4 protein-coding genes are annotated in these 25,799 nt (G+C 46.2%); all 4 read left to right on the plus strand.

Annotated elements, in window-relative coordinates; translation table 11 throughout:
* The first annotated feature begins 5 nt into the window (after positions 1-5).
* The 4 genes from AC53GJ_RS07600 (at position 6) to AC53GJ_RS07615 (ending at position 25,791) form a co-directional block, all read left to right on the plus strand.
* The gene (locus AC53GJ_RS07600) at positions 6-9,581 is read left to right on the plus strand and encodes a non-ribosomal peptide synthetase (RefSeq protein ID WP_496732004.1); all 9,576 of its coding nucleotides are present in this window, start codon (positions 6-8) and stop codon (positions 9,579-9,581) included.
* On the plus strand, positions 9,574-15,042 hold the full coding sequence (locus AC53GJ_RS07605) for a type I polyketide synthase (protein ID WP_496732006.1): 5,469 nt from the start codon (positions 9,574-9,576) through the stop codon (positions 15,040-15,042). The genes AC53GJ_RS07600 and AC53GJ_RS07605 overlap by 8 nt, the downstream gene beginning before the upstream one ends.
* Before the next feature lie 20 nt (positions 15,043-15,062).
* Positions 15,063-18,386: a type I polyketide synthase gene (locus AC53GJ_RS07610; RefSeq protein ID WP_496732008.1), complete on the plus strand. Its 3,324-nt coding sequence runs from the start codon at positions 15,063-15,065 to the stop codon at positions 18,384-18,386.
* 700 nt (positions 18,387-19,086) lie between these two features.
* A complete protein-coding gene (locus tag AC53GJ_RS07615; protein WP_496732010.1) occupies positions 19,087-25,791 on the plus strand; it encodes an amino acid adenylation domain-containing protein in 6,705 nt (2,234 codons plus the stop codon).
* Positions 25,792-25,799: the final 8 nt, after the last annotated feature.

Consider the following 25,799-nt stretch of genomic DNA (forward strand, 5'->3'; position numbering starts at 1 on the left):
TTTTATTGGCGGCGCTGTCGGCGCCGTTTTTTCTATTGTTAATATTTAACGCTGTTACTCCTCCAAGCGCATTTTCTTTTATGCGCCTGTTTTTTATTCGGGAGTTTCGAAATGCCAAACTACAAGGTGGTTTTCAGGTAATGAATTTGTCAGGTTATTTTGATTTGAGTCTTGCTCAGCAAGATGTTTACTTTGACCAGTTAAAAAAGCCAGATATACCACTTTATAATGTTGGTGGCTTTATTAACATGCATGGGATTGATGAGGGCAAAGTAGTCGCTGCTCACCGGGCTATGATATTGAGCGAAGATATATTTGGCTTAAGAATTACTGAGCAACAGCAAAAAGTAAGTCAATACTTCGCTGCGCCAGAAAGCAGAGATTCCGCACTGCTGGTAATAGACTTTTCTGGCGAAAACACACCAAAAAGACGAGCCGAAGATTGGCTCAAAGAAGCATTTTCAAGACCATTTACTTTGCATGATGCTCAATTGTTTAGCAGCGTTTTTGTAAAAATTGGAGAATCTCATTATTGGTATGTAGCAATCGCACATCATTTGATGATGGATGGATGGGGCTTTGCCAACTGGGCTCGTCGATTGAATGATTTTTACAACGATAATTGTTATATCAGTAAATTTAATGACAAGTGGAAATCTGTAGTTGAACAGGATGTACAATATATAACCAGTAGTAAATACGAAAAAGATCAAAGCTATTGGGCGAAACAATTGGTGCTATCCGAAACACCTATGTTTACTCCGCATTATCAGCTACAGCAAAAAAAGATGGAAAAAAGCATCCGTCTGAAACAGTTACTAGATAGAGGTTTAGTAAAGACCATTAACGACATGGCACTCGAGCATAAGGTTAGTGCCTCACAATTCTATTTATCAGTGTTCGTGAGCTATCTAAGTTTGGCTTACGAGCGAGACCAAGTGACCGTTGGGTTGCCGGTACACAATAGAAAAAACTTTGAACAAAAACAAATGCTGGGTATGTTCGCTGGAATGACTCCGTTCACGGTCGAAGTGCAAGCGGAACAAAACTTCACTCAGTTGCTACAGTTGATTAGCCGACGGCAGAAATCCGATTTGCGCCATCAGAGATTTCCTGTTGGGCATATCTTGGCAAATTTGAATGCCTCCAGACAATCCCTTTATGAAGTTGCATTTAGCTATCTGAAATTAGACAGTCATTTGGAATTTGACGGCCAAACCGCCGTGATTGAATATGTGGCACATGATCATGAAGCGCTGCCGCTGATGCTAACTGTTTGGGAGTATGGTGATGGGCAAACCGTCGAGTTTCATTTAGATGTTAATTTAAACTTTTTTACCCAAAAAGAAGGCGAGGTGGTGCTGGCGCGACTGACAGCAATGTGCGAGCAGGTTGTCTGTGCAGAACCCCCAATTAAATCAATTCTCTTGCAGAATTGTTATGGATCTGGGGCTCTGCAGCCTGAGTTTGGGCTCGGAGAAAATCGGCATGCCAGGATAGAGGATTACTTTTGGCATCAAGTCGACGTAGATCCGACAGCGCCAGCCATTTATTGGCAACAAGGGAGTTGGAGCTACCGAGAACTTGCAGACCGGGTAACGGTTATAACGAAAGCGTTACTTGAATTATCTCCGGCGCCAGAAAAGAAAGTAGCGATTTACCTGCCGAGAACACCAGATTTGATCGCCAGCTTGCTGGCCGTACTGACTGCTGGTTGCGTCTATGTTCCGCTGGATCTGAATTATCCGGAATCGCGTAATGAACAACTTCTGCAAGATTCGGGAGCGGAAGTAGTGATCCTTAATGAATACAGAGCAGAATTAACGGGTAAAAGCTTGCATCAACTGGTTTTGAATGACTCAGCTTGCGACATACAAGGATTTCAGCGACCTGAACTCAAGGGTGGCGAACAGCTTTCTCATTTGATTTATACCTCAGGCTCTACGGGCAAGCCAAAAGGAGTCGAAATTTGCCACAGCAATGTGACGGCACTAATCGAATGGGCAGAGCAATACTTTGCGCCTGAAGAGTTGTCACAGGTACTTGCAAGTACCTCAATTAATTTTGACCTGTCGGTATTTGAAATATTTGTGCCTTTGAGTTTGGGGCACAGTATCTATCTGGTTGAAAATGCGCTGACTTTGCTGACACAAGATATTCCGGTGAGTCTGATTAACACCGTCCCATCAGCCATGTCAGCGCTGGTGAACAATGCCGCAATTTCAAATTCGGTATTAACAATCAATTTAGCGGGAGAGGCCCTTTCTTCGGATTTAGTGAATATGGTTTTTGCACGTACAAAGTGCAAAGCAGTGAATAATCTTTACGGGCCGTCTGAAGACACGACATATTCAACTGTGCAAAAATTTGAGCACGCTATCCAGGAGCGACCAGATATCGGCAAAACGATCACCGGAACTCAGGCTTATGTCGTGTCCAAACGTGGTAGGCTTTGTCCGGCAGGAATCGCCGGAGAACTTTATTTAAGTGGCCGTGGTATTGCACGAGGTTATCATAATAAACCTGACATGACTGAAGAGCGGTTTGTGAGACCCGAGTTTTGTCCCGAACAACGGATGTATAAAACCGGCGATCTGGTGAGACTGCGGGATGACGGGAGGTTGGACTATCTGGGTCGTATCGACCAGCAGGTAAAAATTAACGGATTTCGTATTGAGCCCGGAGAAATTGAAGTCGCTTTAAGAGCAAGCGTCTTTGTTAAAGATGCTGTGGTGATGGCTATCCGGGCGGACACAGGCAATGTGCTTGTTGCCTATATAGTTGCTGAGGACCCAGAAACTGAAATAGATAAAAGTGAGCTCAGACGTGAACTTGCGTCCACGTTACCTGCGTATATGCTGCCATCTCATATTCATATCGTGACGCAGATCCCGCTCACGCCTAATGGCAAAGTAGACCGATTAACGTTGGCGCAGATACAACCTTGGAGCACGGGCACTTCGACACTGACTTGTGTCACTGAGTATGAACATACTTTAGCAACACTTTGGTCTGAAGTGCTGGGATGTCCGAAGCAATTGATAGGTCGCGACTCTTCCTTTTTTGATTTAGGTGGGCGTTCAATCCAATGCGCGCATTTACTCAACGAAATTAATCGTGCGTTTAATGTGCAACTACCACTTTCTGCCGTATTTAGCAGCGCAAACTTGGAAGAAATGGCTGGCAGAATTCAAACCTGTGCAGTGCCCCGGCAGGCATTAGTTTGTGCGCCAGACACACAGCGCAATCTAGTTTCGTATGCTCAGCGTGCAATGTTGCTTCATCAAAAGATAGTGAAGAACCAATCTGTCTACAATATGCCTGTCGCTTTTGAAGTAAATGGTCAGTTTAATGTTCTTGTCGCTGAGCAGGCGATGAACAATCTGATACATCGGCACCACATATTGTCCAGAGTTTATCGAGAAACTGGAAAAGATATTACTTCCCAAGCCTATGTTGGCAAGGCCTTTACCATCAATGTTCAAGACTTGAGGGGATTTAATCAGGATGTTGCAGAACCGGTCAGCGAGTTCTGTAGTGAACCATTTGATTTGACGTATCAATTACCTATCCGCCTAGGGTGGTTCGTTAGGTCTGAGCTGCACGGGATTTTGATATTTTTGATACATCATATTGCTGCTGACGGCTTTTCTCTGGCGATTTTGCTACAACAGTTTCAGCATGAATACAAAGCGTTGTTGCAAGGAGAGGTATCAGGCTTACAGGTGGCGACATTTGACTATGCTGATGTGTGTTACTGGCAAAACCAAGAGACATTTGCAACGCAATTGCAGCAAGGTGTTGCGTTCTGGCGCCAAGCATTGGATGGGGCTCCTTCGATGCATCGGCTGCCAATTAGTCAGAACCGGGCATCTGAGGTTGATTTTAAATCCAAGTGTGGGCGTTACATTAGCCGTCTTGACAGTAAATTAGTCGGTCTGATTCAAGCTCAGAGCCGGCAGTTGAAAATCAGTGAATTTGTTCTGTTTAATACAGCGTTTGCATTTGTTGCTGCGCGCTGCGGTGACCAGAATGATGTCATCATTGGCACCCCCGCGGCAAATCGTCTCACGCATGAGACTCAGCACATCATTGGTTTATTTGTTAATATGCTACCACTTAGGGTGCAATTTGCCGGTGAAACGAGTTGGAAAGAACAACTTTTGAAAAATGCTATTTTTCAAAATGCAGCTTTAGCCCACCAAGCTGTCCCATTTGACTACTTGATTGAGCAATTGAATCCTCAACGCGTTCCTGGCAAGAATCCATATTTCCAACTGATGATTTCTTTTGACGCAGATGATTCGGTATATCGAGAGTTTTGCTTAGAGAGAGCTGAAATTAAGCCTTACGACACTCAATGGGCCTTAGCAGTTTACGATATTGAGTTGAGAGTTCATCTGGCGCAAGAAGAGTTTGTACTAGAGTGGGTATTTGATCAAAATCTATTTAGTAGCGATGTGATAGCTCGTTACAATACGTATCTATTAAATGTTTTGGAGCTAGGGGGATTGCAACCGGAGCTGTCATTGGCAGAGATGCAACTCTTGCCTGTGCACCAGATAGAGAATTACAGCGCACGTTTGAATAATGTGGAAGAAAAGCCCGTTGCAAACACGGTGTTCATTCCTGAGCTGTTTGCTAATCAAGCTAGCAGGGTTCCTGACCAAGTTGCGGTTACATGTGGGACTGAAATTTTAACCTATAGGCAGCTAAATACTCAGGCTGAACAATGGGCGTGTTTGCTCCATCAAAAAGGCATAGGCAAGGGCGACCGGGTCGGGATTCTGCTCTCACGCAAAGCTGGTTTGCTGGCGGCCACATTGGGAATAATGAAATCGGGGGCAGCGTATGTGCCATTGGATCCAGAATACCCTCGGGCGCGATTAAATTTTATGATAGAAGACAGCAAGTTGAGTGCTGTACTTGTTGAGGATGATCAGCCGTCTCAGTTTTTTGATTCAAAGGTAAATCTTATTAAAGAAAAAGACAGAGTCTCAGCCGAAGTTGGTAATTATGTATCAGCACCAACTGATGGAGATACGGCATATATTATTTATACATCAGGTTCAACAGGGCAGCCCAAAGGAGTGGTGGTGAGCCATGGTGCGCTTGCTCTTCACATCTGTGATATGGCTAGTTTGCTACAATTGAACACGGCTGACAATATTTTGCAGCTTGCGTCATTTAGTTTTGATACCTTTGCCGAACAAGTTTTTGCTGGTTTGATTTCTGGGGCGACAGTTTGTCTGGCGTCTGAGTCTAGGTTGGATGCCATTACTTTTTTTAGCTTACTTGAATGTCACAAAGTAACGGTTACAGATGTGTCTGTGGCTTATTTGTCAGAGTGGCTGGCAGATGAATGGAGCCTTCAGTGGCAGGCTAGTAACTTGCGTTTACTGGTTGTTGGTGGGGAAGCCTTGCCAACCAAAACTATCAAATCCTGGTTCACATTTGGCCCGTCAGAACAATGTCAACTAATGAATGCATACGGCCCGACTGAAGCAGTCATTTCCGCTTGTGTTCAACTCATTACTCGCCTAGATCAGCAAGAAGTACGAATTGGTCAGGTCGTCGGTGCGAGAAAACTTGCTGTTTTAGATCAATACGGTGCTTGGACTCCGCCTGGTTGTGAAGGGGAGCTCTATATCGGAGGGCCTGCACTTGCGTCGGGTTATTGGGATAACGATGTCCAGACCCGTCAGATGTTTAAACCCATCGCTAGTGATCCTGCAACTCGTTATTATCGAACCGGCGACCGAGTCAAATACAATGAAGCTGGCGAACTTATTTTTGTTGGCAGACAAGATAACCAACTGAGCCTGAACGGCTACCGCATTGAATTATCTGAGATCGAGTCTGTGTTGCTTCAAAGCCCTGGGGTTGAGCAGGCAATTGTCTCGCCGGTAGTTATGCCCTCAGGACAGACCTCGTTGGTTGCTTATATTATTCCTGCCATCAACTATTGCCAACATGAGCTGGAACATTTGGTTAAAAGCAAACTGCCCTTGTATATGCAACCCTTACACTATTTGGAATTGAGCCAATGGCCGCTAACGGTCAATGGTAAGATTGACCGGATTAATCTGCCCAATCCAATGAAGGCAGAAAATGTGCATATTGTTACTGATGAACGTCAGCAAATATTGCAGAAAATGTGGAGTGACTTACTGGGCGTACCAGCCCCGACAATTGGGATTTACGAGAACTTTTTCTCGTTGGGAGGTAACTCACTGTTGTTATTGCGTCTCAATGCCCAGTTGAAGCGAGATTTTGCCCTTGATTTGGATATTAAGTTGCTGTTCGAAGACCCCTGCATTGCAACTTTAGCTGCGTATCTTCCTGATGTCATGACCAACGAAGTAAGTCACATCGACATCATTGTGCCGGTTCAGGAGGGGGCTGTTGTGCCTGCTTCGAGCCAACAAAGACGATTATGGTTACAGGAGCAATTGGCTGTTACCCATCCAGCGACCTACCATATGTATAAAGGCTTTACTTTATGTGGTCCGTTGGATGTGAACCGGATCAAAAGAACGGTGCAAACGCTGATGACCCGACACCCGGTACTGTCGAGCTATTACGAACTGCATGATTCACAGTTGATGCTATTAGATGCTTCGCCAAAGACGCTACCGTTGTTCCATCATGAGTTTGATGAGTGGTCTGGACCCCTTGAAGACCTGCTCAACCAGTTATCAGAGCGGCGTTTTCAGCTCGACACTGGTCCACTGGTGCGCTTTCATTTGATAAAACAGACCCCAGACCAACATGTTCTATTTATTAACTTACATCATATTGTCGCCGATGGCTGGTCTGTGTCTTTGCTCCTTAGGGAGTTCTCTCAACTGTATACACAGTCGGGTTCTTTGCCTGAGCTTGGCATTCAATACAAAGATTATGCAAATTGGCAGTATAAGCACTCATCAATGTACGAATCGCAGCTTACGTATTGGCAAACGCAACTTGAGAATGCGCCTCTGTGCCACCAGCTACTGCTGGACTTTGAACGGCCTCAGCAACAGGCTGGGATTGGAGTTTTAATACGATACAGGCTAACAGCAGAACTAAGTAACAGAATTTCGAAATTTTGTGCAGAACGTGGTGTCACGGAATTTAGTCTATTGCAAACGGCGTTTGCTTTACTGATCGCCCGTCAAAGTGGCCAAAATGATCTTGTGATAGGTACCCCTGTCGCAAACAGGAACCGGAGTCAACTTGCGCCTTTGGTCGGATGTTTTATGAATATGGTCGCGATACGTAGTCAGTTTGACCAAAGCGAAACATTCGAACAAACACTGCAGAAAAACACACAGACAATTTATTCCGCCATCGCAAATCAAGAAGTACCATTTGAACAGGTGGTTGAGCGATTAAACCCAAGCAGAACTACGCAGTTCCCGCCAATTTTCCAACTTGTCTTCGTTTTTCATGAAGATTCCGCAGAAGAGCTGGAGCTTGGCGACGTGAAGGTAACACCAATAAATACACCGCATAAATCTGCCAAGTTTGATATTACTTTGAACCTTATGCCCACAAAGACTGGCTTCATTGCCGAGTGGGAATACGACGTTGGACTGTTTGAGAAAAATAGCATCGACAACCTAAACACGAGTTTCACTAGGTTGTTGGAGCAACTCATTGACCAGCCATCAAAACCAGTTGGCGTGCTGAGCATTGTGAATTCGTCAGAAACAGCAGAGCTATTAGCATTAGCTCAGGGTGAAAAGCGTCAAGTTCCGGCGGCAAAGGGGGTCTGGCAGTGGATTGAGCAGCAAGCAGCAATACGACCGGAAAAAATCGCTGTTACAGATAGCCAAAACTCACTGAGCTATAAAGAGCTGAACAGGCGAGCGGACCAGTTTGCCCATATGTTACATGGTCACGGAATCGCGGCAGGCGACAGGGTGGCTGTATGTCTGGAAAAGCGGGCTGAGTTGTTGGTTTGTCTGCTTGGAATTATGAAGGCAGGAGCCTGCTATGTGCCGATTGACCCTGGGACACCTGCTGCGAGGCTTGACGCAATTCTCAAGGATGTAAAAGTTAGTCTGCTTATAGACTCAGTTCATCGTCCAGTACAAAGCACTTGGTACAGGATGGCTCACTTAAGGTTGACGTCGGGCATCGAGTGCACTTGGCCGAGCAATCCTTATGTTGACACAGGAATTACCGCTGAAAGTAGTGCATATATTCTCTATACCTCGGGTTCAACAGGTGTACCCAAAGGAGTTGAGATTAGCCACAGTGCACTGATGAATTTCATTTATGCTATGGCAATAACTCCAGGTATTTCAGCAGAAGACAGAGTTCTTACAGTTACCCCTATGTCGTTTGATATATCAGTGTTAGAACTCTATCTACCGCTGTGCTTCGGAGCAGAGGTAATTATTGCCGACAATGTAGAGAATGTAGACGGTTTGGCGCTGGCAGAGGTGATTCGAACGCACAGCATCAGCCTGATGCAGGCGACTCCGATTTTATGGCGTATGTTATTGAGCAGTGGCTGGCAAGGGAATGGGCAGTTGAAGGCGCTTTGCGGAGGTGAGGAGATGACAAGAGACCTTGCTAAGTTGCTTCTGCCAAAGGTCTGTCAGCTTTGGAATATGTATGGACCAACAGAAACTACGGTTTGGTCCAGTTGCGGTGAGATAGTGGCGACTGAGTCGGAGTATCCAGATATTCATTTGGGAACACCGATACTAAATACGCAAATTTTTATATTGGATGACAATCTATCTTTGGTTCCAAAGGGAAGTGTCGGGCAGATTTACATCGCTGGGGCTGGGCTGTCAGCAGGATACGTCAATATGCCTGAGGCAACTGCGAATGCATTCATTGGAAAAGATAGGCTCCCAGCTTACTTACTGGCATTGGAGGTGTCACGTCTCTACGCAACGGGTGACTTAGGGTATTACTCAAAACAAGGACAGTTAAAGCATTTGGGTCGACGCGATCATCAGATCAAGATCCGCGGTTATCGTATAGAACCCAGTGAAATCGAGTTTGTTCTGAATAGTCACCCAAATATTAACGACAGTCTGGTGCTCGCTGAGAATCAACGTATTGTCGCTTATTGTCAGAATCAGGATGAGGCGCTTTCAATTCATCAGGTTCGTGCATTTTTATCTGGACGGCTCCCTGCGTATATGATACCCAATCAGGTAGTTTTCCTTAACGAATTCCCTCTGACTAGCAGTGGTAAAAAGGATCGCAAGAGATTACCTAAGCCTGAAGGCCGGGCATTGAAGCAGTTAGCTCAGCCGCCTTTTGTGTCCCCGATTGAACAAAAGATTGCTGGCTTTATGCAGTCACTGGTTCAGCATCCTTTCGAAGCAGACGACAACTTTTTTGATCTCGGTCTGACTTCGCTGGATTTGGTCAATTTAGTTGCTTATATCAACAAAGATGGGGCCCAGAGCATTTCGGCTATTGATGCTTTCCAATACCCGAGTTTGGCGTCTTTGGCGCGTTTTATTGAATTGCAACAAAGCGAAATCGTAAAGCCTAATGCCCGGCCTGAATTAGACAAGGCGAAACAAAGATTAATAAAAAGAATAAAAAGGAATAGTGATCATGCCTAAACACTCTTACCCGGAAACAGGCCTTGAAATCGCAATTATTGGTATGTCAGTGCGCGTTCCGGGTGCTGATACGTTAGATGCATTTTGGCAAAATTTATCAGAGGGCAGAGAATGCGTCCGGTTTTTTAGTCACAGTGAACTGGATGCTGCTGGTATCAAAAAAGAACTGTACACAGATCCCAATTATGTACCTGCAAAGGGACTGATTGATCATGGGATGGCGTTTGAGGCTGGCTTTTTTGGGTTTAGTAACCGCGAGGCTGAGCTCATGGATCCCCAGTTGCGAATATATCTCGAAACTGCGTATCAGGCATTGGCTAATTCTGGTTATCAAGCGGAGGCGGTCGGTGGCAAAGTAGGAATTTACGGTGGCGCAGGAAGCAATCCCTATTGGACTAGCCAGTTTTTACAGGGGCAAACTGAGTCCCTGGCTATCAATTATGAAGCAAGTAATTTAAATGGGCAGGAATTTTTTAATACTCGAGTGGCGCACAGTTTGGATCTAAAAGGTCCGGCGATTACTGTTCAAACCGCTTGTTCCAGCTCATTGGTGGCGGTCCATCTTGCCGTTCAGGGATTGATTGCCGGAGATTGTGATATTGCGCTTGCAGGTGGCGTCGAAATGTCCACTCATTCGCTGCAAACGCTACCAGATGTTCAGGGCTATATCTATCAGGAGGGGATGATCTACTCTCAGGATGGACACTGCCGCCCTTTTGACAAAAGTGCGGGAGGGACCGTACCTGGCGATGGTGCTGCCTTAGTCGTATTGAAACGTCTTAGCGAAGCGGTTCGTGATGGCGATCATATTTATGCCCTTATCAAGGGCAGCGCGGTGAATAACGATGGAGCTATTAAGGCGGGCTATACTGCTCCAAATGTTAATGGTCAAGTCGAGGTTATTGCAGCTGCGTTGGAAATGGCTGAAGTAGAACCTGAAACGTTGGGATATATCGAAGCCCACGGCACGGGAACAAAATTGGGTGACCCGATCGAAATACGTGCTCTGACTCAGGCATTCGCCACTGATCTGCGGAATTATTGTGGGATTGGTTCAGTAAAAAGTAACTTAGGGCATTTAGGCGCTGCCGCTGGTGTGGTCGGCTTGATCAAAACGGCTCTGGCTATCTATAGAGATCAACTGCCGCCAAGTATCAATTATCAGGAAAGTAGTTCAGAGATGCTCTTTGCTGAATCCCCCTTTTATGTGGTTGACCAGCTTCGGCCTTGGCCAAATGACGAGTGGCCACATAGGGCAGGTGTGAGCTCATTTGGTATTGGAGGAACGAATGCGCACGTAATTCTGGAGCAGTATTGTGGTGAAACAATACAGACAGAATCAGGACCCGACGGCGAGTTGATTTGCTTGTCCGCGAGCAACAACGATGCATTGTCCCAGTCTATTGAGAAATTGGCTGAATATTTAATAAATAAACCGAACCTATCGATTTCGGATATCGCCATCAGCTTGGACAGAGGCAGAAAGCATCTGGCATATCGGGCCGCGTGTGTGGTGGATTCAGCGGAAGCATTACTTGAAAACCTGCCTAAACTAAGCCGCGGTAAGGCAACTAAAGCGCGGACAGTGTTTATGTTTCCAGGGCAGGGCTCGCAGTATGCAAACATGGGCCGTCAGTTATACCGAGATAACGCAGAGTTACGGGCCTCAATAGATGAGTTGTTCGAGGTGATTCCTGATGCTGACCGACGGGCATTATTAAATGCTTGGCATAGCTCAGATGAGATTAGCGACACTCAGTACACGCAACCATTATTATTTGCCTTGTCCTATGCTTTGGCAAAGTGGCTGATGTCAAAAGATGTTCAGCCGGCAGCCATGATTGGTCACAGTTTAGGGGAGTGGGTTGCTGCGACAGTCGCCGGGGTTTTTTCACCGGCTCAAGCGATGGCATTGGTGTGTTTACGGGGCAAGCTGATGGCTGGTTCGGCGTCTGGGGCTATGCTGGCAGTTGCAGCGTCCGAAACACAATTGCGGGCTCAGTTACCTGAAGGTCTTAGTATCGCAGCTGTCAATGCGCCAACAAGTTGTGTTGTATCTGGCGAGCGGAGTATGACAGATGCGTTTTTACATGTGCTATCACAACAGGGGATATCCGCTAAATACCTGGCAAGCCGGCATGCTTTTCATTCTGCGGCAATGGAGCCTTTGCTGAATAGCTTCGCTGACGCGGTGTCAGCCGAGCAACTAAACCAACCTCGAATTCCCTTTATATCAAATGTCACTGGGACTTGGATCACCGAGCAAGAGGCGACAAACCCGGAATATTGGGCAAGACACATTCGTCAATGTGTGAGGTTCTCGGACGGTATTGAACGGCTCATTGAAAAGGATTGTTGTTTTATTGAGGTAGGCCCCAAAGCGGTGTTAAGTGGTTTAGTCAAACAGCATAAGACCAGTTCGCAGACTGTCAGTACATTGAGTATCCCAGCTAGTGGCGAAGTTAATGAAAGCTTATTATTGAGAAAAACTTTAGCTGACCTCTATGTCAGCGGAATCAAACCGAGATTAAATTCTCCGGTAGCAACAAACAAAGGAAATCGGGTCGTTTTGCCTGAATATCCTTTTGTCCGTCAGGTTTTCCTACCAAAGAAAGTAAGCAACAACCGGCCAGCACTGACAGACATGCAAGTTCAAGGAGTAAAACTCAGTCGGCACGACTGGAGCCGGCAGGCATGGCAGAATGCGCAAATGGACGAACTTAAAGCAGGAATACCAGTTGGTAAAACCTGGCTTGTGCTTAGCCTTCGTGATCCACAAAGCCTGCATTTAGTCGCACGTCTGAAGGAACTTGACCAAGAAGTGATCGAACTGGAGGTTGCTTCGAAGTTTCAACGCGTGGCCGCAGGACATTATCAGATAAATCCTGGACAGGCTGCAGATTATGTTGATGTACTCAAGGAGTTGAGTAACCTTCAACGTCTGCCAGACTATCTGGTTCATACACTTAATTGCCAACCTGTCACAGTTACTGACGAGAACGAACAGCAAGCTCTGGATTTTGGTTTTTACAGTTTTATCTATATCTGTCAAGCGTATAACCAGTTAAGGCTGAAACATGCGACCCGGTTGATAGCAGTTTCTACTGACGTACAGGATGTTGTAGGGGTAGAAAAAACCGTGCCGGTAAAAGCCACTTTGCTTGGGGCGATACGGGTGATACGACAAGAAAATAGCTACTTTGAAACTCAGCATATTGATCTGAACTCGGATGCAACAAACTACAACACGCTGGCTGATATCTTGTTAAGTGAAACATGCAGGAAGCAATACGAACAAGTAGTGGCTTACAGAGGGCGATACCGCTGGGTTCGCTCGTTCAGTTCGGTCGACCTGCCTGGTTCGGCATCACAGGAATTCGACACGAGACTGCAACTAAATCACATTGTCATCACGGGGGGGACTGGCGGCATTGGATTAACTTTGGCGAAACGATTGGCGAGGGTCAAAGGCACTAAGTTGACCCTGTTGAGTCGGACCTCCTTCCCAGCGCAAGACATGTGGCCGTCGGTCCTAGCCGCCACTAATACCCCCTTTAGCTTGAAAAATAGTATAAAACAGATTTCAGCGTTGAAAGACGAAGGTGCGAACATTCAGTTGATCACTGCCGATGTATCGCAGCGTGCTGATTTGGCCTCGGCTCTGTCACTTGCGAAACAAAAATTCGGTCCGATACAGGGGTTACTGCACTGTGCCGGAGTGCCCTCAGGTGGGGCTATCTTCGGTAAGTCAAAAGCTGAAATGGATGCAGTGTTGGCAGCTAAAGTAACCGGTACGCGGCTATTGGCGGAGTTTTTAAAGGAGCAGCCGCTTCAGTTTGTCGGGCTGATGTCGTCGATTACTTCGCTGTTAGGTGGCTTTGGTCAGGTGGATTATTGTGCGGCCAATGCGTTCTTAGATGCATGTCCTAGTTCTGAGCTGTTTCAACATTCTGCACAAGTCATTACATTTAATTGGGAGGCATGGCGTGAAGTCGGCATGGCTCTTCATGCCCACAATCCGGCCATGAGTTTGCATTCAGTACACCCGATACTGGGTGAATTGACCCGGGAACAGGATGGCAGGTTTGAATTTACTTCGTTTTTAAGTGCTCAGTCATGCTGGTTGCTATCGGAACACAGAGTGTTGGACAAACCGACGCTTCCTGGGTCTGCCTATTTGGATGTGGCACTGCATGCTGCTCAAGTCATCGGCGCGCCGGGCTGTGAACTGCAGGATGTGTATTTTATGGCTCCACTGTCGCTTAATGACGTGGCTTGGTGCGAACTGAAAACCCAGTTGGAAGAACTGGAGCAGGGTTACAGATTCACGGTGCAGAGCCGGATAAAAGGTAAAGGGGAATATGTAAAACATGCCACTGGTAAACTGGTCAACGCTGGTTCGATACCTGCACAACAACCTGCTGTAGATCTGCAGCAGATTATCTCGCACTGCCAACAAAAAGTAGTGTTGAATGTGAAAGGACGTATTGCAGAGTTGGATGCGGATCACCGCGAGTTGACTACTTATGCTGCCATCAAGACCGGTCCTCATTGGGATGTATTTGAAGAGGTGTACTATGGCGACGGACAGGGGCTTGCTAAGCTAAGCATTGCTAAAGGATATACATCTGAATTAGATTTATTTAAATTACATCCTGTATTGATTGATTGTGCGACCGCATTTCTTGCGAGTGTATATCAGGATGCAGTCTACATCCCGCTGTTTTACCAGCGGGTACGCCAGTTCCGGCCATTGGAAGCGGACTGTTTTAGCTGGGTCAAACGTGTATCGGCAGCCGATACGGAGCAAGAAAACTTGCGTTTTGATATCGAACTCAGGGCGCTAAATGGTGACATTTTACTCTGCGTTGACGGTTTTGAAATGAAACGTATTGCACCAGATGATGCAATAGCGGTTGAGCCTGTTGGGCTAGCTGAGGTGGAACTGAAAGGCTTATCCAATGAAGAGGCTATTACAGCATTCGAGCATGCCGTTGCGAGCTTTGAACGAACTGTGGTGGTGACTCATCTGGACATAACACAAGAAGTACTGCGCTATCGTGAATCTGAAAATCTGCTCGATGAGCCAGATGCGGTACGAGAACTCCAGCCTCGTCCGGAACTGAGTACCGCTTTCGTGGCAGCCAAGAGTGCCACAGAGCAGAAAATTGCAGCGATATGGCGATCAATTTTAAGCCTTGAAAAAGTTGGTGTGTTGGATAATTTCTTTGACCTGGGTGGTGATTCGCTTGTGTTGATGCAAATACATAGTCAGCTTAACGAAACTTTTAACGAGACTAAATTGGCGATCGCTGATTTATACAACTACCCCACGATTAAAACCATGGCTGAGTTTATCGACAATTCGTCAAGTAGCAATTTAGCAGAGCAAGATCACCTGGCACAACGTGTTGCCCAAATGAAGAGTGCCAGACAACGCAGACGGCATAACGTACGTTAAATGTGGTTAAAGGAATTAAGATGACAGGCGATAAATTTGATGGTGTTCTTGATGAATCGGTGGCGATCATCGGTATGGTTTGCCGGTTTCCGGATGCGAATGACACAAAAGCTTTTTGGGACAATCTGAAGGGGGGCTTGGAGTCAGTTAAAATAGTTGATGGTGACGAACTCAGAGCGCGTGGCTTTGCAAGTTTTGTCGATGAGAACCCTAATTTTTTGAGTTCAGAAGCGACATTGGCAGATGAGGTCATCCGCGATTTTGATGCAAGCTTTTTTAACATGTCCCCGCGGGAAGCAGAAATCATGGACCCGCAACACAGACTCTTTTTAGAAGCATGTTGGGAGTTGTACGAGCAAGCCGGTTATAGTACCGAACAATACCGCGGTCGAGTTGGTGTGTTTGGTTCCACCGGGTTTAGCGGCTATCTTGAAAGTAATCTGTTACCCAATAGAAAGTTGCTTGAAGAAGTCGGTAGTTTTCAAACGCAATTAGGTAACGATAAAGACTTTATTGCTACCCGAGTTTCCTACAAAATGGGCTTCACTGGCGCCAGTATGAGTGTCAGCACCTTGTGTTCATCGGCAGCAGTGGCAATACATCTGGCACGGGAGAGCCTACTCAATTTCCAGAATGACTTGATCTTGGCTGGCGGCGTTAACATCTCAATTTCAAATTCTGATTCTTTGTATTACCAAGAAGGCGGTATAGGTGCGAGTGACGGTCATTGTCGTGCTTATGATGAACGGGCTTCAGGAACTGTTTCTGGCAGTGGACTGGGTGTTATTGCGCTGAAACGTTTGCAGGATGCTATCGACGACGGCGACAACATAGTCGCCGTGATCATCGGTTCGGCGGTCAATAATGACGGTGCTAATAAAGCAAGCTATACAGCCCCAAGTCCAGAAGGTCAGGCTAATGTGATTAGTGAAGCTTTGGCCGTGGCGAACATCTCGCCTGAGACGATTGAGCTAATTGACGGTCATGGAACTGCAACTAATATTGGTGATCCGATTGAAATATCGGCCTTAACTAAAGCCTATCGGCAGCATACTGCTAAAAAACAATACTGCGGCATTGGTTCGGTAAAAACGAATATTGGTCACCTGGTTACGGCGGGTGGTGTGGCCAGCCTTATCAAAGCGGCACTTTCCCTTGAACATAAATATATGCCACCGAGTTTGAACTTTGAGCGGGCAAACCCTAAAATCGATTTTGCGAACAGTCCTTTTTACGTCAACCACACTTTGCAACCTTGGGTCGCATCCGAGCATCCAAGGCGCGCAGCAGTGAGTTCATTTGGTATTGGTGGGACCAATGTTCACATCATTTTAGAGGAAGCGCCGTTCAGGCATCAGGAGTTTTCTGCATCTGGCCCCCAACTTATTGTGCTTTCGGCAAAAAGTGAATCTGCGCTGGAACAAATGGGTAAAAATCTCCATAACGCTTTGCAAGACAATGCTGATTGGACTTTGGCCGATATCGCCTATACGCTAAAAGTGGGACGCAATCGATTTGAATACCGCCGTTATTTTGTTTGTGGAAGTGTCGAGGAATTGTGTGAGCAGTTGATTAATACGCCGGGAGTTACTGCCAAGGGTGGGGCTGGGCCTCTCATCAAGTTGCACAGCAGGGAAAAACAGACTGAACGCAACCTGTGTTTTATGTTTCCTGGGCAAGGTAGTCAATATGTCCAAATGGCTAAAAACCTATACTTGAATGAAGCAGTGTACCGGTTGGAGCTAGACAAGTGTGCAGAGTACGCTTTAACGCATGGTGAATCAGATATCAGACCCGTCCTTTTTGGTGAGTCGGAAGCTCAGGACTGTGCTCTGCAAGACACCCGCTTGGCACAATTGAGCTTGTTTGCCACTGAATATGCATTGGCCCAGCTGTGGATTTCGAAAGGTGTGAAGCCTGAATCGATGATCGGACATAGCTTGGGAGAATATGTTGCAGCCTGTATTGCAGGCGTGTTTTCTCTCGCAAATGCTGTAAAACTGGTCTGTCAACGTGCAAAATTGATGGCTGAACAAAGTACTGGCAGTATGTTGTCAGTTGCAGTTAGTGAACAAGAAGCACAAGCTTTCCTGTCGAAAGAGATAGAATTGGCCGCAATTAATGGTGCCAAAGCCGTGGTGTTGTCTGGATCAACTCAGGCAATAATGGCGCTGATGGAAACGTTGACTGCGCAGGGCACAGGCTGTCGCTTATTAAAAACATCCCACGCGTTTCATTCATCCGCCATGGAGTCAGCGGCAGCCAGTTTTGCGAGTGTATTTGACGATATTACACTTAGCGCGCCAGCCATTCCATTTGTATCTAACTTGACTGGCGACTGGATAAGCGACAACCAGGCGACCAGCGCCAAGTACTGGCAGCAGCATATGCGTCAGCCTGTTCAGTTTTATCGTAGTGTTAAAACACTGACTGATGAGCACGATCGGATTTTCTTGGAAGTGGGGCCCGGTGGCGCCTTAGCTCAACTCGTTGCAACTTCGGGGGTAAAGTCTGCTCAGGTGGTCAGTAGTTTGCCTGGATATGGTTCGAGGCAGCAAGATATCGAGTTTTTTACTGCGGCAATAGGGCAGCTGTGGTTAGCTGGTTATGCGATTAATTGGCAGCAAATGTATAGCGAAGAAAAGCGGCGTAGGATCCCGCTGCCAACTTATCCGTTTGAACGTAAAACCTACTGGATTGAGCCGGTGAATACCTGGGCAGTATCAGATAGGTCCGACATCAAGCTGGCAACGATAGACGATATCGCGGCGCTGACTGATTCGGCGGTGCCATTTGTCAATGGCAAGATCGTTATTGATATTGACTGGCAAGGAAAGAACAGGGACCGTCAAAAGCAGCAACTAGTGGCAATTATGGAGTTAAAAAGGCAGTTGATGGATATCTGTACAGACTTATCTAACAGTAATCAAGTGGTGATGACTGTCTCAGAATTAGGTCTCAACTGGGATCGTTCAGTATCTGATCGCGCTGATTTTGACTCCACGTTTACTCACAATGTTAGTGATCGTCCGGCGCTTGATACCCAATATTATGCGCCAGCTACACCAATACAAGAAAAAATGTGCCAGCAGTGGCAAACAGCCCTTGGCGTGTCGTCGGTGGGGATCCGGGATAGTTTCTTTGATCTCGGCGGACATTCCCTGATCGCTGCAGCGCTTATAAACTACATTCGACAGGAGTTCAAAGTCGATATCTCACTTGTGGAGCTGCTTGAAAGTCCAACGATAGAAAATGTCTGTGAATTAATCGAGGCCAAACTATGGTTACGTCAAGCAGACATGACTGAAGAGATGAGTGACGACACAGAGACATTTGTCATTTAGGCCAAAATGTTGCGCCATCAGCAAGTCTGGTGGCACAATCAATTTGTCCAGTTGATTTAAAGGTGTTAAGGTAATCTTGTTATCAATTTTGTGACATCGCCGACTGATGGTGTGCCGAACATAAAATAATGATTCAGCTCACAGTGATTTTTGTTATAACTGTGATTTGAACACAGATAGCGCTAAATCCGTGTCAAGCATCTAGACTGGGTGAATTAATTTTAACAAAGGCCACTCGCTAAAGTGATGTCTGGTTTGGTAAACAGGCATTCTAATTGACAGGCATTCTAATTGAAAAGCTCGAACTGATCGTTTTATAAAATATGCTGGCTGGGCAATTTGTTCGTACCGCACGATAAATTGTATAAACGGCGATGTGCTCCGCATTGCAACTGTGAAGGCAATGCTTTGAAGCTAACACCTTGCAAACAAATCAGGTTTTAAGGTTACCACCGATTCGTTCAAACATGGCTGCGGTTACTTAATTGTGAACAGCGCTAATTCAACCGGTGGGGACTTGTGGTTATAACGCTGACGCGTTTAAAAATCCCATTTGGTTAAACCCGATCCATGCTGGCAATTTGTTTATGCACAGTTGTGACTGACAGAGTGCAAAACATCTGGTTGACCACGGCATAGGCAATGTTTTACTCAAAATAGAGTTTATAAAAATAAATTGAGTTGTATGAGGACGTTTGAAATGAATGTGGTAACTCTACTTAGCCAACTGAAAGAAAAAAGCGTTAAGCTTAGTCTCCAGGATGACAAACTAGTCTGCCAGATACCTAAGGTTGGAATAGGGGAAGAGTTACGCGCAGCGCTAATCGCAAACAGAGATAGGCTCATTCAGTTTATCAAAAATCAGCATGTGAGCCCGCGTGCAGAATTACCAGAAATTGTGCCGTTAAATACAGTTGAATCGGAAATGTCCTATGCGCAGCAACGACTTTGGTTTATTGACCGAATGGCTGGCGGTACGCTGGAATACAATATCGCGTTCGCGTTTGGTGTGGAAGGACCACTGGATATCGCTGTGGCTGAGAGATCAATTCAGCACATTATTCAAAGGCATAGTGCGCTACGCACCGTTTTCAGTGAGCAACAAGGTGTAGGCATACAGCGGGTCCGTGAGACCTTCGATTTTGGCATTGAAAGATTTAAAATATCGCTCAGTTCACAGGAAAAACAACAGGCTCGTATAGACAAATTGATTTCGGCTTTTAATGACCGACCCTACGATCTGAGTCGTGATTTACTTATTCGCATTGGTTATGTAGCACTGCCCGCACAAAATGATATAGAACAGAGTATCATCCTTTTTAATATGCATCACATCGCCTCAGATGGGTGGTCTATCGGTGTATTGATCAAGGAGTTTTTCGCTTGTTATAGCGCTTTTAAGTCTTCACTCGAGCCCGCCTTGCCGCCACTTGGTATTCAGTATATCGACTATTCTCATTGGCAAAAAAGCTGGTTGTCTGGTGGGAAGCTCATTGAGCAGCAGCAGTTTTGGGGAGACTATATGGCGGGTGCGCCATTGTGTCATAATCTGCCGCTCGATAAGGCAAGAGCAGATACTCCCAGAGTCAGTGGTTTAGTCGAGCGTCATTTGTCCGCCGAGCTGTTTTCTCAGGTGACACAACTATGCAGATTATCTGAAACCACGTTGTTTATGCTGATGCAGTCGGTGTTTGCGATACACATTGGCCGTTTGAGTAATGAAACTGATGTTGTGATAGGTTCTCCGATAGCCGGACGTCCGGTGCCTGAATTGAACTATTTGATTGGTCTGTTTATTAATACCCGGTTGTTTCGTTGTGAGTTCTCAGACAATCCCAGCTTTTTGACATTATTACACCGCACCAGGGAAGATCACCGAGCTGTTACGCCTTATGTCGATATACCCTTTGACAAAATTGTGGACCATGTTAAACCGCCAAGAGATCATCTGTATAAACCTTTGTTTCAGGTGATGATCAACCTTGATAATACAGAAACGGTTACAGCGCCTTTGGACGGGGTCAAGTTTAGTCAAATTTATGATTCAGATACCCAAAGTAAATTTGATTTGTCACTGTATATGGTTGAGCAACCAACTAACAAACAACATCCTTTGAAGTTGCGCTGGGTGTACGACGCGCGCATTTTTACGCCCAAGAAGATCGAGTTTTTTGCAACAGAGTTCAATGCGTTGCTAGCCCGATTGATAAATACGCCGCACCAGCCGATATTGGACCACCCTTGGCATACAGCTCCTGAAAGATTGGCTAATCACGATCACAATGCCGGTATCGATGATGTGAGCCGGGGTTCAATTCAGCAGATGTTCGAACAACAGGTGGCTTTGCACCCGGCTAAACCAGCGCTCAGCTTTTTGCATAAAACCATCACGTATGCCGAGCTTAATAAGCAGGTTAATCAACTTGCCCATGTGATCTCCGGTCATTATCTTGTTGATGCTGGAACCCGGGTCGCTGTGATGATTGGTCGCGGAGAGCGTCGCGTTCAGTCGTGCTTGGCTCTGTTCAAGCTGGCAGCCTGTTGTGTGCCTGTCAGCGATGACTTGCCCGCAGAACGTATCAGGTACATGCTGGAAGATGCCAGTGTTGGATTGGTGCTAATAGATACGCAGACTTTAGCAAAGCATGCATGGATCCAAAGTTTGGACCATCTCAAGTACTTTGTCATTGACGCAGCAGATGTGAGCGCCATGTTGGAGAATGCAGATACTGACAATCCGCTTACGGCGATGGTGCCGCGGCATACCGAAGCAAATATTATCTACACATCCGGCTCTACCGGTCGACCCAAAGGTGTAATAGGCAATTACGGTGCGTTGATAAACCGGATTTTATGGATGCAGCGAACTCTGCCTTGTGATGAAAAAGATGTGATGGCACACATTGGCTCTATGGCATTTATTCGCAGTGTCTGGGAAATGTTAATGCCTTTGTGTTCGGGATGCCATCTTGTCTTGTTCCCACGCGATATCGTATTGGAACCTCGTGCCTTTTGGCAGCAGTTGAATCAGCTTAAAGTAACACGAATGGTAACCACGCCTTCGTATCTGAAGACATTAAGCGATACCTTAGTGCCTGGTTCAGGTTTAACCAGCCTGAAGCAAGTATACGTATGTGGTGAGCTACTGTTATCGTCTTACGCCAGAGCATTTTCCAAGCGCTTCCCCACCGTAGAGATCTTTAATTTTTACGGTGCAACAGAAGTAATGTCGAATGTGTTATGGAGCCGTTTTGATGCCGCCACAACCAGTGTGTATGCGCCAGTCGGCCGTCCCATCGATGGGGTGTCGGTTCAACTGGTGGACGGCGCTTTGAACCCTGTGCCAGATGGCGTGACCGGGCAAATATTGATCTCAGGCGCGGCGGTGGCGAATGGGTATGTGTCGACACAAAAAGAGGCTTCTGGGTTTGTTGTTGTAGATGGTGCCCCAGCTTTTCTTACCGGAGATTTAGGTGTCGTTGGCGAACGCGGAGAAATTGAATGTAAAGGACGCGCCGATCACCAGGTCAAGCTACGGGGGTATCGTATTGAGCCCGGTGAAATAGAACACCATTTATTGGCAATTGAAGCCATCAGTGCGTGTAAGGTCACAGTTTCCAGTGGCGAAAATGGTACGGAATCGTTGGTGGCGTATCTGGTTTATGCAAATGAATCTGCAGATATATCCAGTTTGATGCTGAAGAAAAAACTATTGAGTGTCCTGCCCAGTTACATGGTACCTGACATTTATATACGTTTGGATTCGTTGCCGCTGACCCGGAATGGCAAAATTGACTTACTTAGTCTGCCCAAGCCCTCAGCGGCACATTACAATAAAACCATCGTAACAGCCTCAACCGCAACTGAAGCTGAACTGGTTTCTATTTGGGCAGAGTTGCTGGGAAGAGACGCATCTACACTGAGTGTTAGTGAGCAGTTCTTCGAACTGGGAGGGCATTCATTAATGGCTGTCCGGTTGGTTTCGGAAATTCGGGCTCGATTAGGTAAAGAGTTAGCCGTCAGGCAAATCTTTGAATCACCATACATTGATGTGTTGGCTCAAATCATTGAGCAGTCCGCATCGATGCCAAGTGTTCCACCTATAGTAAAAAGCCAATATGTGCTGGCGCAAGTACCGTTGTCATATCCACAAAGGCGCGTGTGGCTGATTGATAAAATACAGGGCAGTAGTGCGGAATATAATATCCCGTTAGCTTTTCATTTAACTGGCGAGTTTAACATTACAGTGGCTGAAGAGGCTTTTTCCCGGTTAGTGAAAAGGCATGAAGTATTAAGGACATCTTATGTGGAAGTTGGTAGTGAGGTGTTTCAGTCAATAGGTTCAGCGCAGCCTTTCAAAATTGTTTGTACGGATATCAGTTTACTGCCAGCTCAGGAGAAACAGCGATGTTTGGAAGAAACGTTAAATAGAGAAATTCAGACCCCTTTTAATTTGAGCCGGGATCCAATTCTGCGCGCCAATTATATTCTGCTGGAGGCGGCGGACAGAAGTGCAACCCTGCCTCCGCGCGGTGTGTTCGTATTTAACATCCACCACATAGCTTCAGATGGCTGGTCAATGAATGTACTGTTACGAGAGTTTGTTGCACAATATCAAGCCATAGTGAATCAACAACCCGAACCATTAGCTGAGCTACCACTTCAGTACGCGGATTACGCGATCTGGCAGAACAACTGGTTAGGTTCAGACATGATGCAAGCGCATTTTGACTACTGGCTGACTCAGTTGGCTGATGCCCCGGCCACACATTCTTTACCACTGAAACAAACGCGACCAGAAATAAAGCATCATACCGGCGCCAGAGTTACAGGTGGTTTGTCAGCCGAAGTTTCCCAAGGTATACAGCGGCTGTCAGCTGAACTTCAGATGACATGGTTTATGTTAGTGCATGCGATGTTGGCCCTTGCCGTGTCCAGACATAGCGGAAGTCAGGATATTGTGATAGGTACGCCAGTCGCGAATCGGTTACTGCCTGAGTTAACATCGCTGATCGGGTTCTTTGTGAATACCTTACCACTTAGAGTCAGCACTGAGCAGGCGTGTTTGGAGCAGTATCTGGCGCACGTAAGGCAAGTGCATCTGGATGCACAAAGTCATCAACAAGTTCCATTTGAGCAACTAGTAGACCGGCTGGAGGTGCCTCGCACCAGATCCAATACTCCTATTTTTCAAATCATGCTGACAGCGAACTCCGACTATGGCTTTAGTGGTTCAGATGACGCCTTCACGCTTGAAGATATTCAGATGTCGCCAGTGTTTGCACAAGATGTTCAGGTAAAATTTGATTTGGACATACGCGTCGATGTGCGCCAAGACGGTGTCTTCTTTGAATGGATTTACGATGTAGAACTGTTCAGTCAGGCCTATATCGAACGGCTAGACAGACATCTTTGTCAGTTACTGACGGATCTTACTGGCCGATATTCACATTTGTCCCGGCCAGACATTGAGCTGGCTGAGCTAACCATGTTAACGGCAGCGGAAAGCCACCAACTGATCACGACGTTCAACAATACTGCACAGGATTTCGACCAGACGACTTTGGTTCATTCCATGTTTGAACGCTGCGCCGCCGAGTATCCTGAACGCATAGCGCTCGAGTATGAGAATGAACAACTCACGTATCAAGAGTTAAACATAAAGGCGAACCAACTGGCACATCAGCTTCGAGCCGATGGTGTCGGTATCGACACCTTGGTAGGGGTCTATATGACAAGGTCGATAGAAATGGTGGTGGCTATTTTGGCAGTTTTAAAAGCGGGAGGCGCTTATGTACCGCTGGATCCTGAACTACCGGAAAAACGCCTGGTTCAACTCATGCGTGAGACACAGATGCGTTATGTGCTGAGTTGGTCTGAATTATATCTAGATAATAGCCATGTGTTTAGTGCTCACGAAGGGCTGAAGTTATATGACACCAAACACCCAAACAACGATTGGCAGAATGCAGCAACTGGTAACCCGGTTCAGCTCCCTGGGCAAAGTGCGAATAACTTGGCGTATATTATTTTTACGTCAGGTTCCACAGGGAATCCCAAGGGTGTCATGATTGAGCATCGCGCGTTGTACAACCGTTTGGACTGGATGCAGAATCAATATCAGTTGACTCAACAAGACCATGTCTTGCAAAAAACGCCGTTTAATTTTGATGTTTCGGTTTGGGAGTTTCTCTGGACCTTGGGCTATGGTGCCCGGCTCATCATGGCAAGACCAGCGGGGCATAAGGATCCAACATATCTGAGCCAACTCATTCAAGAGCGAGCGATAACTATCATCCACTTTGTACCTTCAATGTTGGAAATCTATCTACAATCGGCAAAAGCTGAACAAAACGCCAGTCTGCGGGCAATTTTCTGCAGTGGTGAGGCGTTGTCACCGAATATAGTTCAAACAGCGCAAACCAAGCTTCGTCATGTTGCGCTACACAATCTTTACGGCCCAACTGAGGCTGCGATAGATGTGAGCTATTTTGATTGTGCCGCTCACGTGACAGACTGCGTGGTTCCTATTGGTCGACCAATTCAAAACACGCAACTCTTTGTACTAGATAAAAAAGCGAATCTTATCCCTCAAGGAAGTATCGGGGAGCTGTATATTGGTGGTGAGGGGCTGGCCCGAGGGTACTGGAATAATGCTGAACTGACCAACACATTGTTTGTAACTCCCAAGTGGCTAGAACAACGTCTTTACAAAACCGGTGATCTGGTGAGATATCGGGATGATGGCGAGATTGAATACATTGGGCGTGCGGATTCTCAAGTTAAAATGCGTGGTTTTCGGATCGAATTGGGTGAAATTGAGCATCATGTGCAAAGTTGTGTTCAGGTTCATTCATGTGTTGTGAAAGTATCAGGGTACGGGAAAAAACAGAAACTGGTGGCATACGTCCTGCCTGTGCAAGCAGAAGACTTTGACGTGGCAGCAGTCATTAGGGAAATAAAACAAGTGCTACCTGATTATATGGTGCCGACACAGTTTATTACTCTAGCCAACTGGCCACTCAATGCCAATGGTAAAGTGGATCGGAAAGCGTTACCTGAGCCGGAATTGCAGACAGAGACAAGCGGGGGCGAACAGCCTTCAAGCGAGACACAAAAAACGCTGGCGGGTATATGGCTGAATATATTGGAAAGTACTCAGTTTGATATACATACCAACTTCTTTGAGGCCGGTGGCAATTCGTTGATGCTACCCAAGTTGGAACAGGATATAAACCAGGCCTTTGGTCGACAGATTAATTTACTCAGTTTTTTTGAATACACGAGCATTGCAAAAATGGCTGCCTATATCGACCAGTTATCCGATGGGTCTGATGACACCAAACAGGTTGGCAAAAAAAATAAAAACTTGCTGGCGCAGCGCAGAAATAAAGTAAGAGGTTAGTCAGGAAT

Source organism: Rheinheimera sp. B2H12, assembly GCF_059620065.1.

Excerpts from the sequence above, each read along its gene's own strand:
- AC53GJ_RS07615 (WP_496732010.1), top strand. The coding sequence starts at position 19,087 with ATGAATGTGGTAACTCTACTTAGCCAACTGAAAGAAAAAAGCGTTAAG.
- AC53GJ_RS07605 (WP_496732006.1), top strand. The coding sequence starts at position 9,574 with ATGCCTAAACACTCTTACCCGGAAACAGGCCTTGAAATCGCAATTATT.
- AC53GJ_RS07610 (WP_496732008.1), top strand. The coding sequence starts at position 15,063 with ATGACAGGCGATAAATTTGATGGTGTTCTTGATGAATCGGTGGCGATC.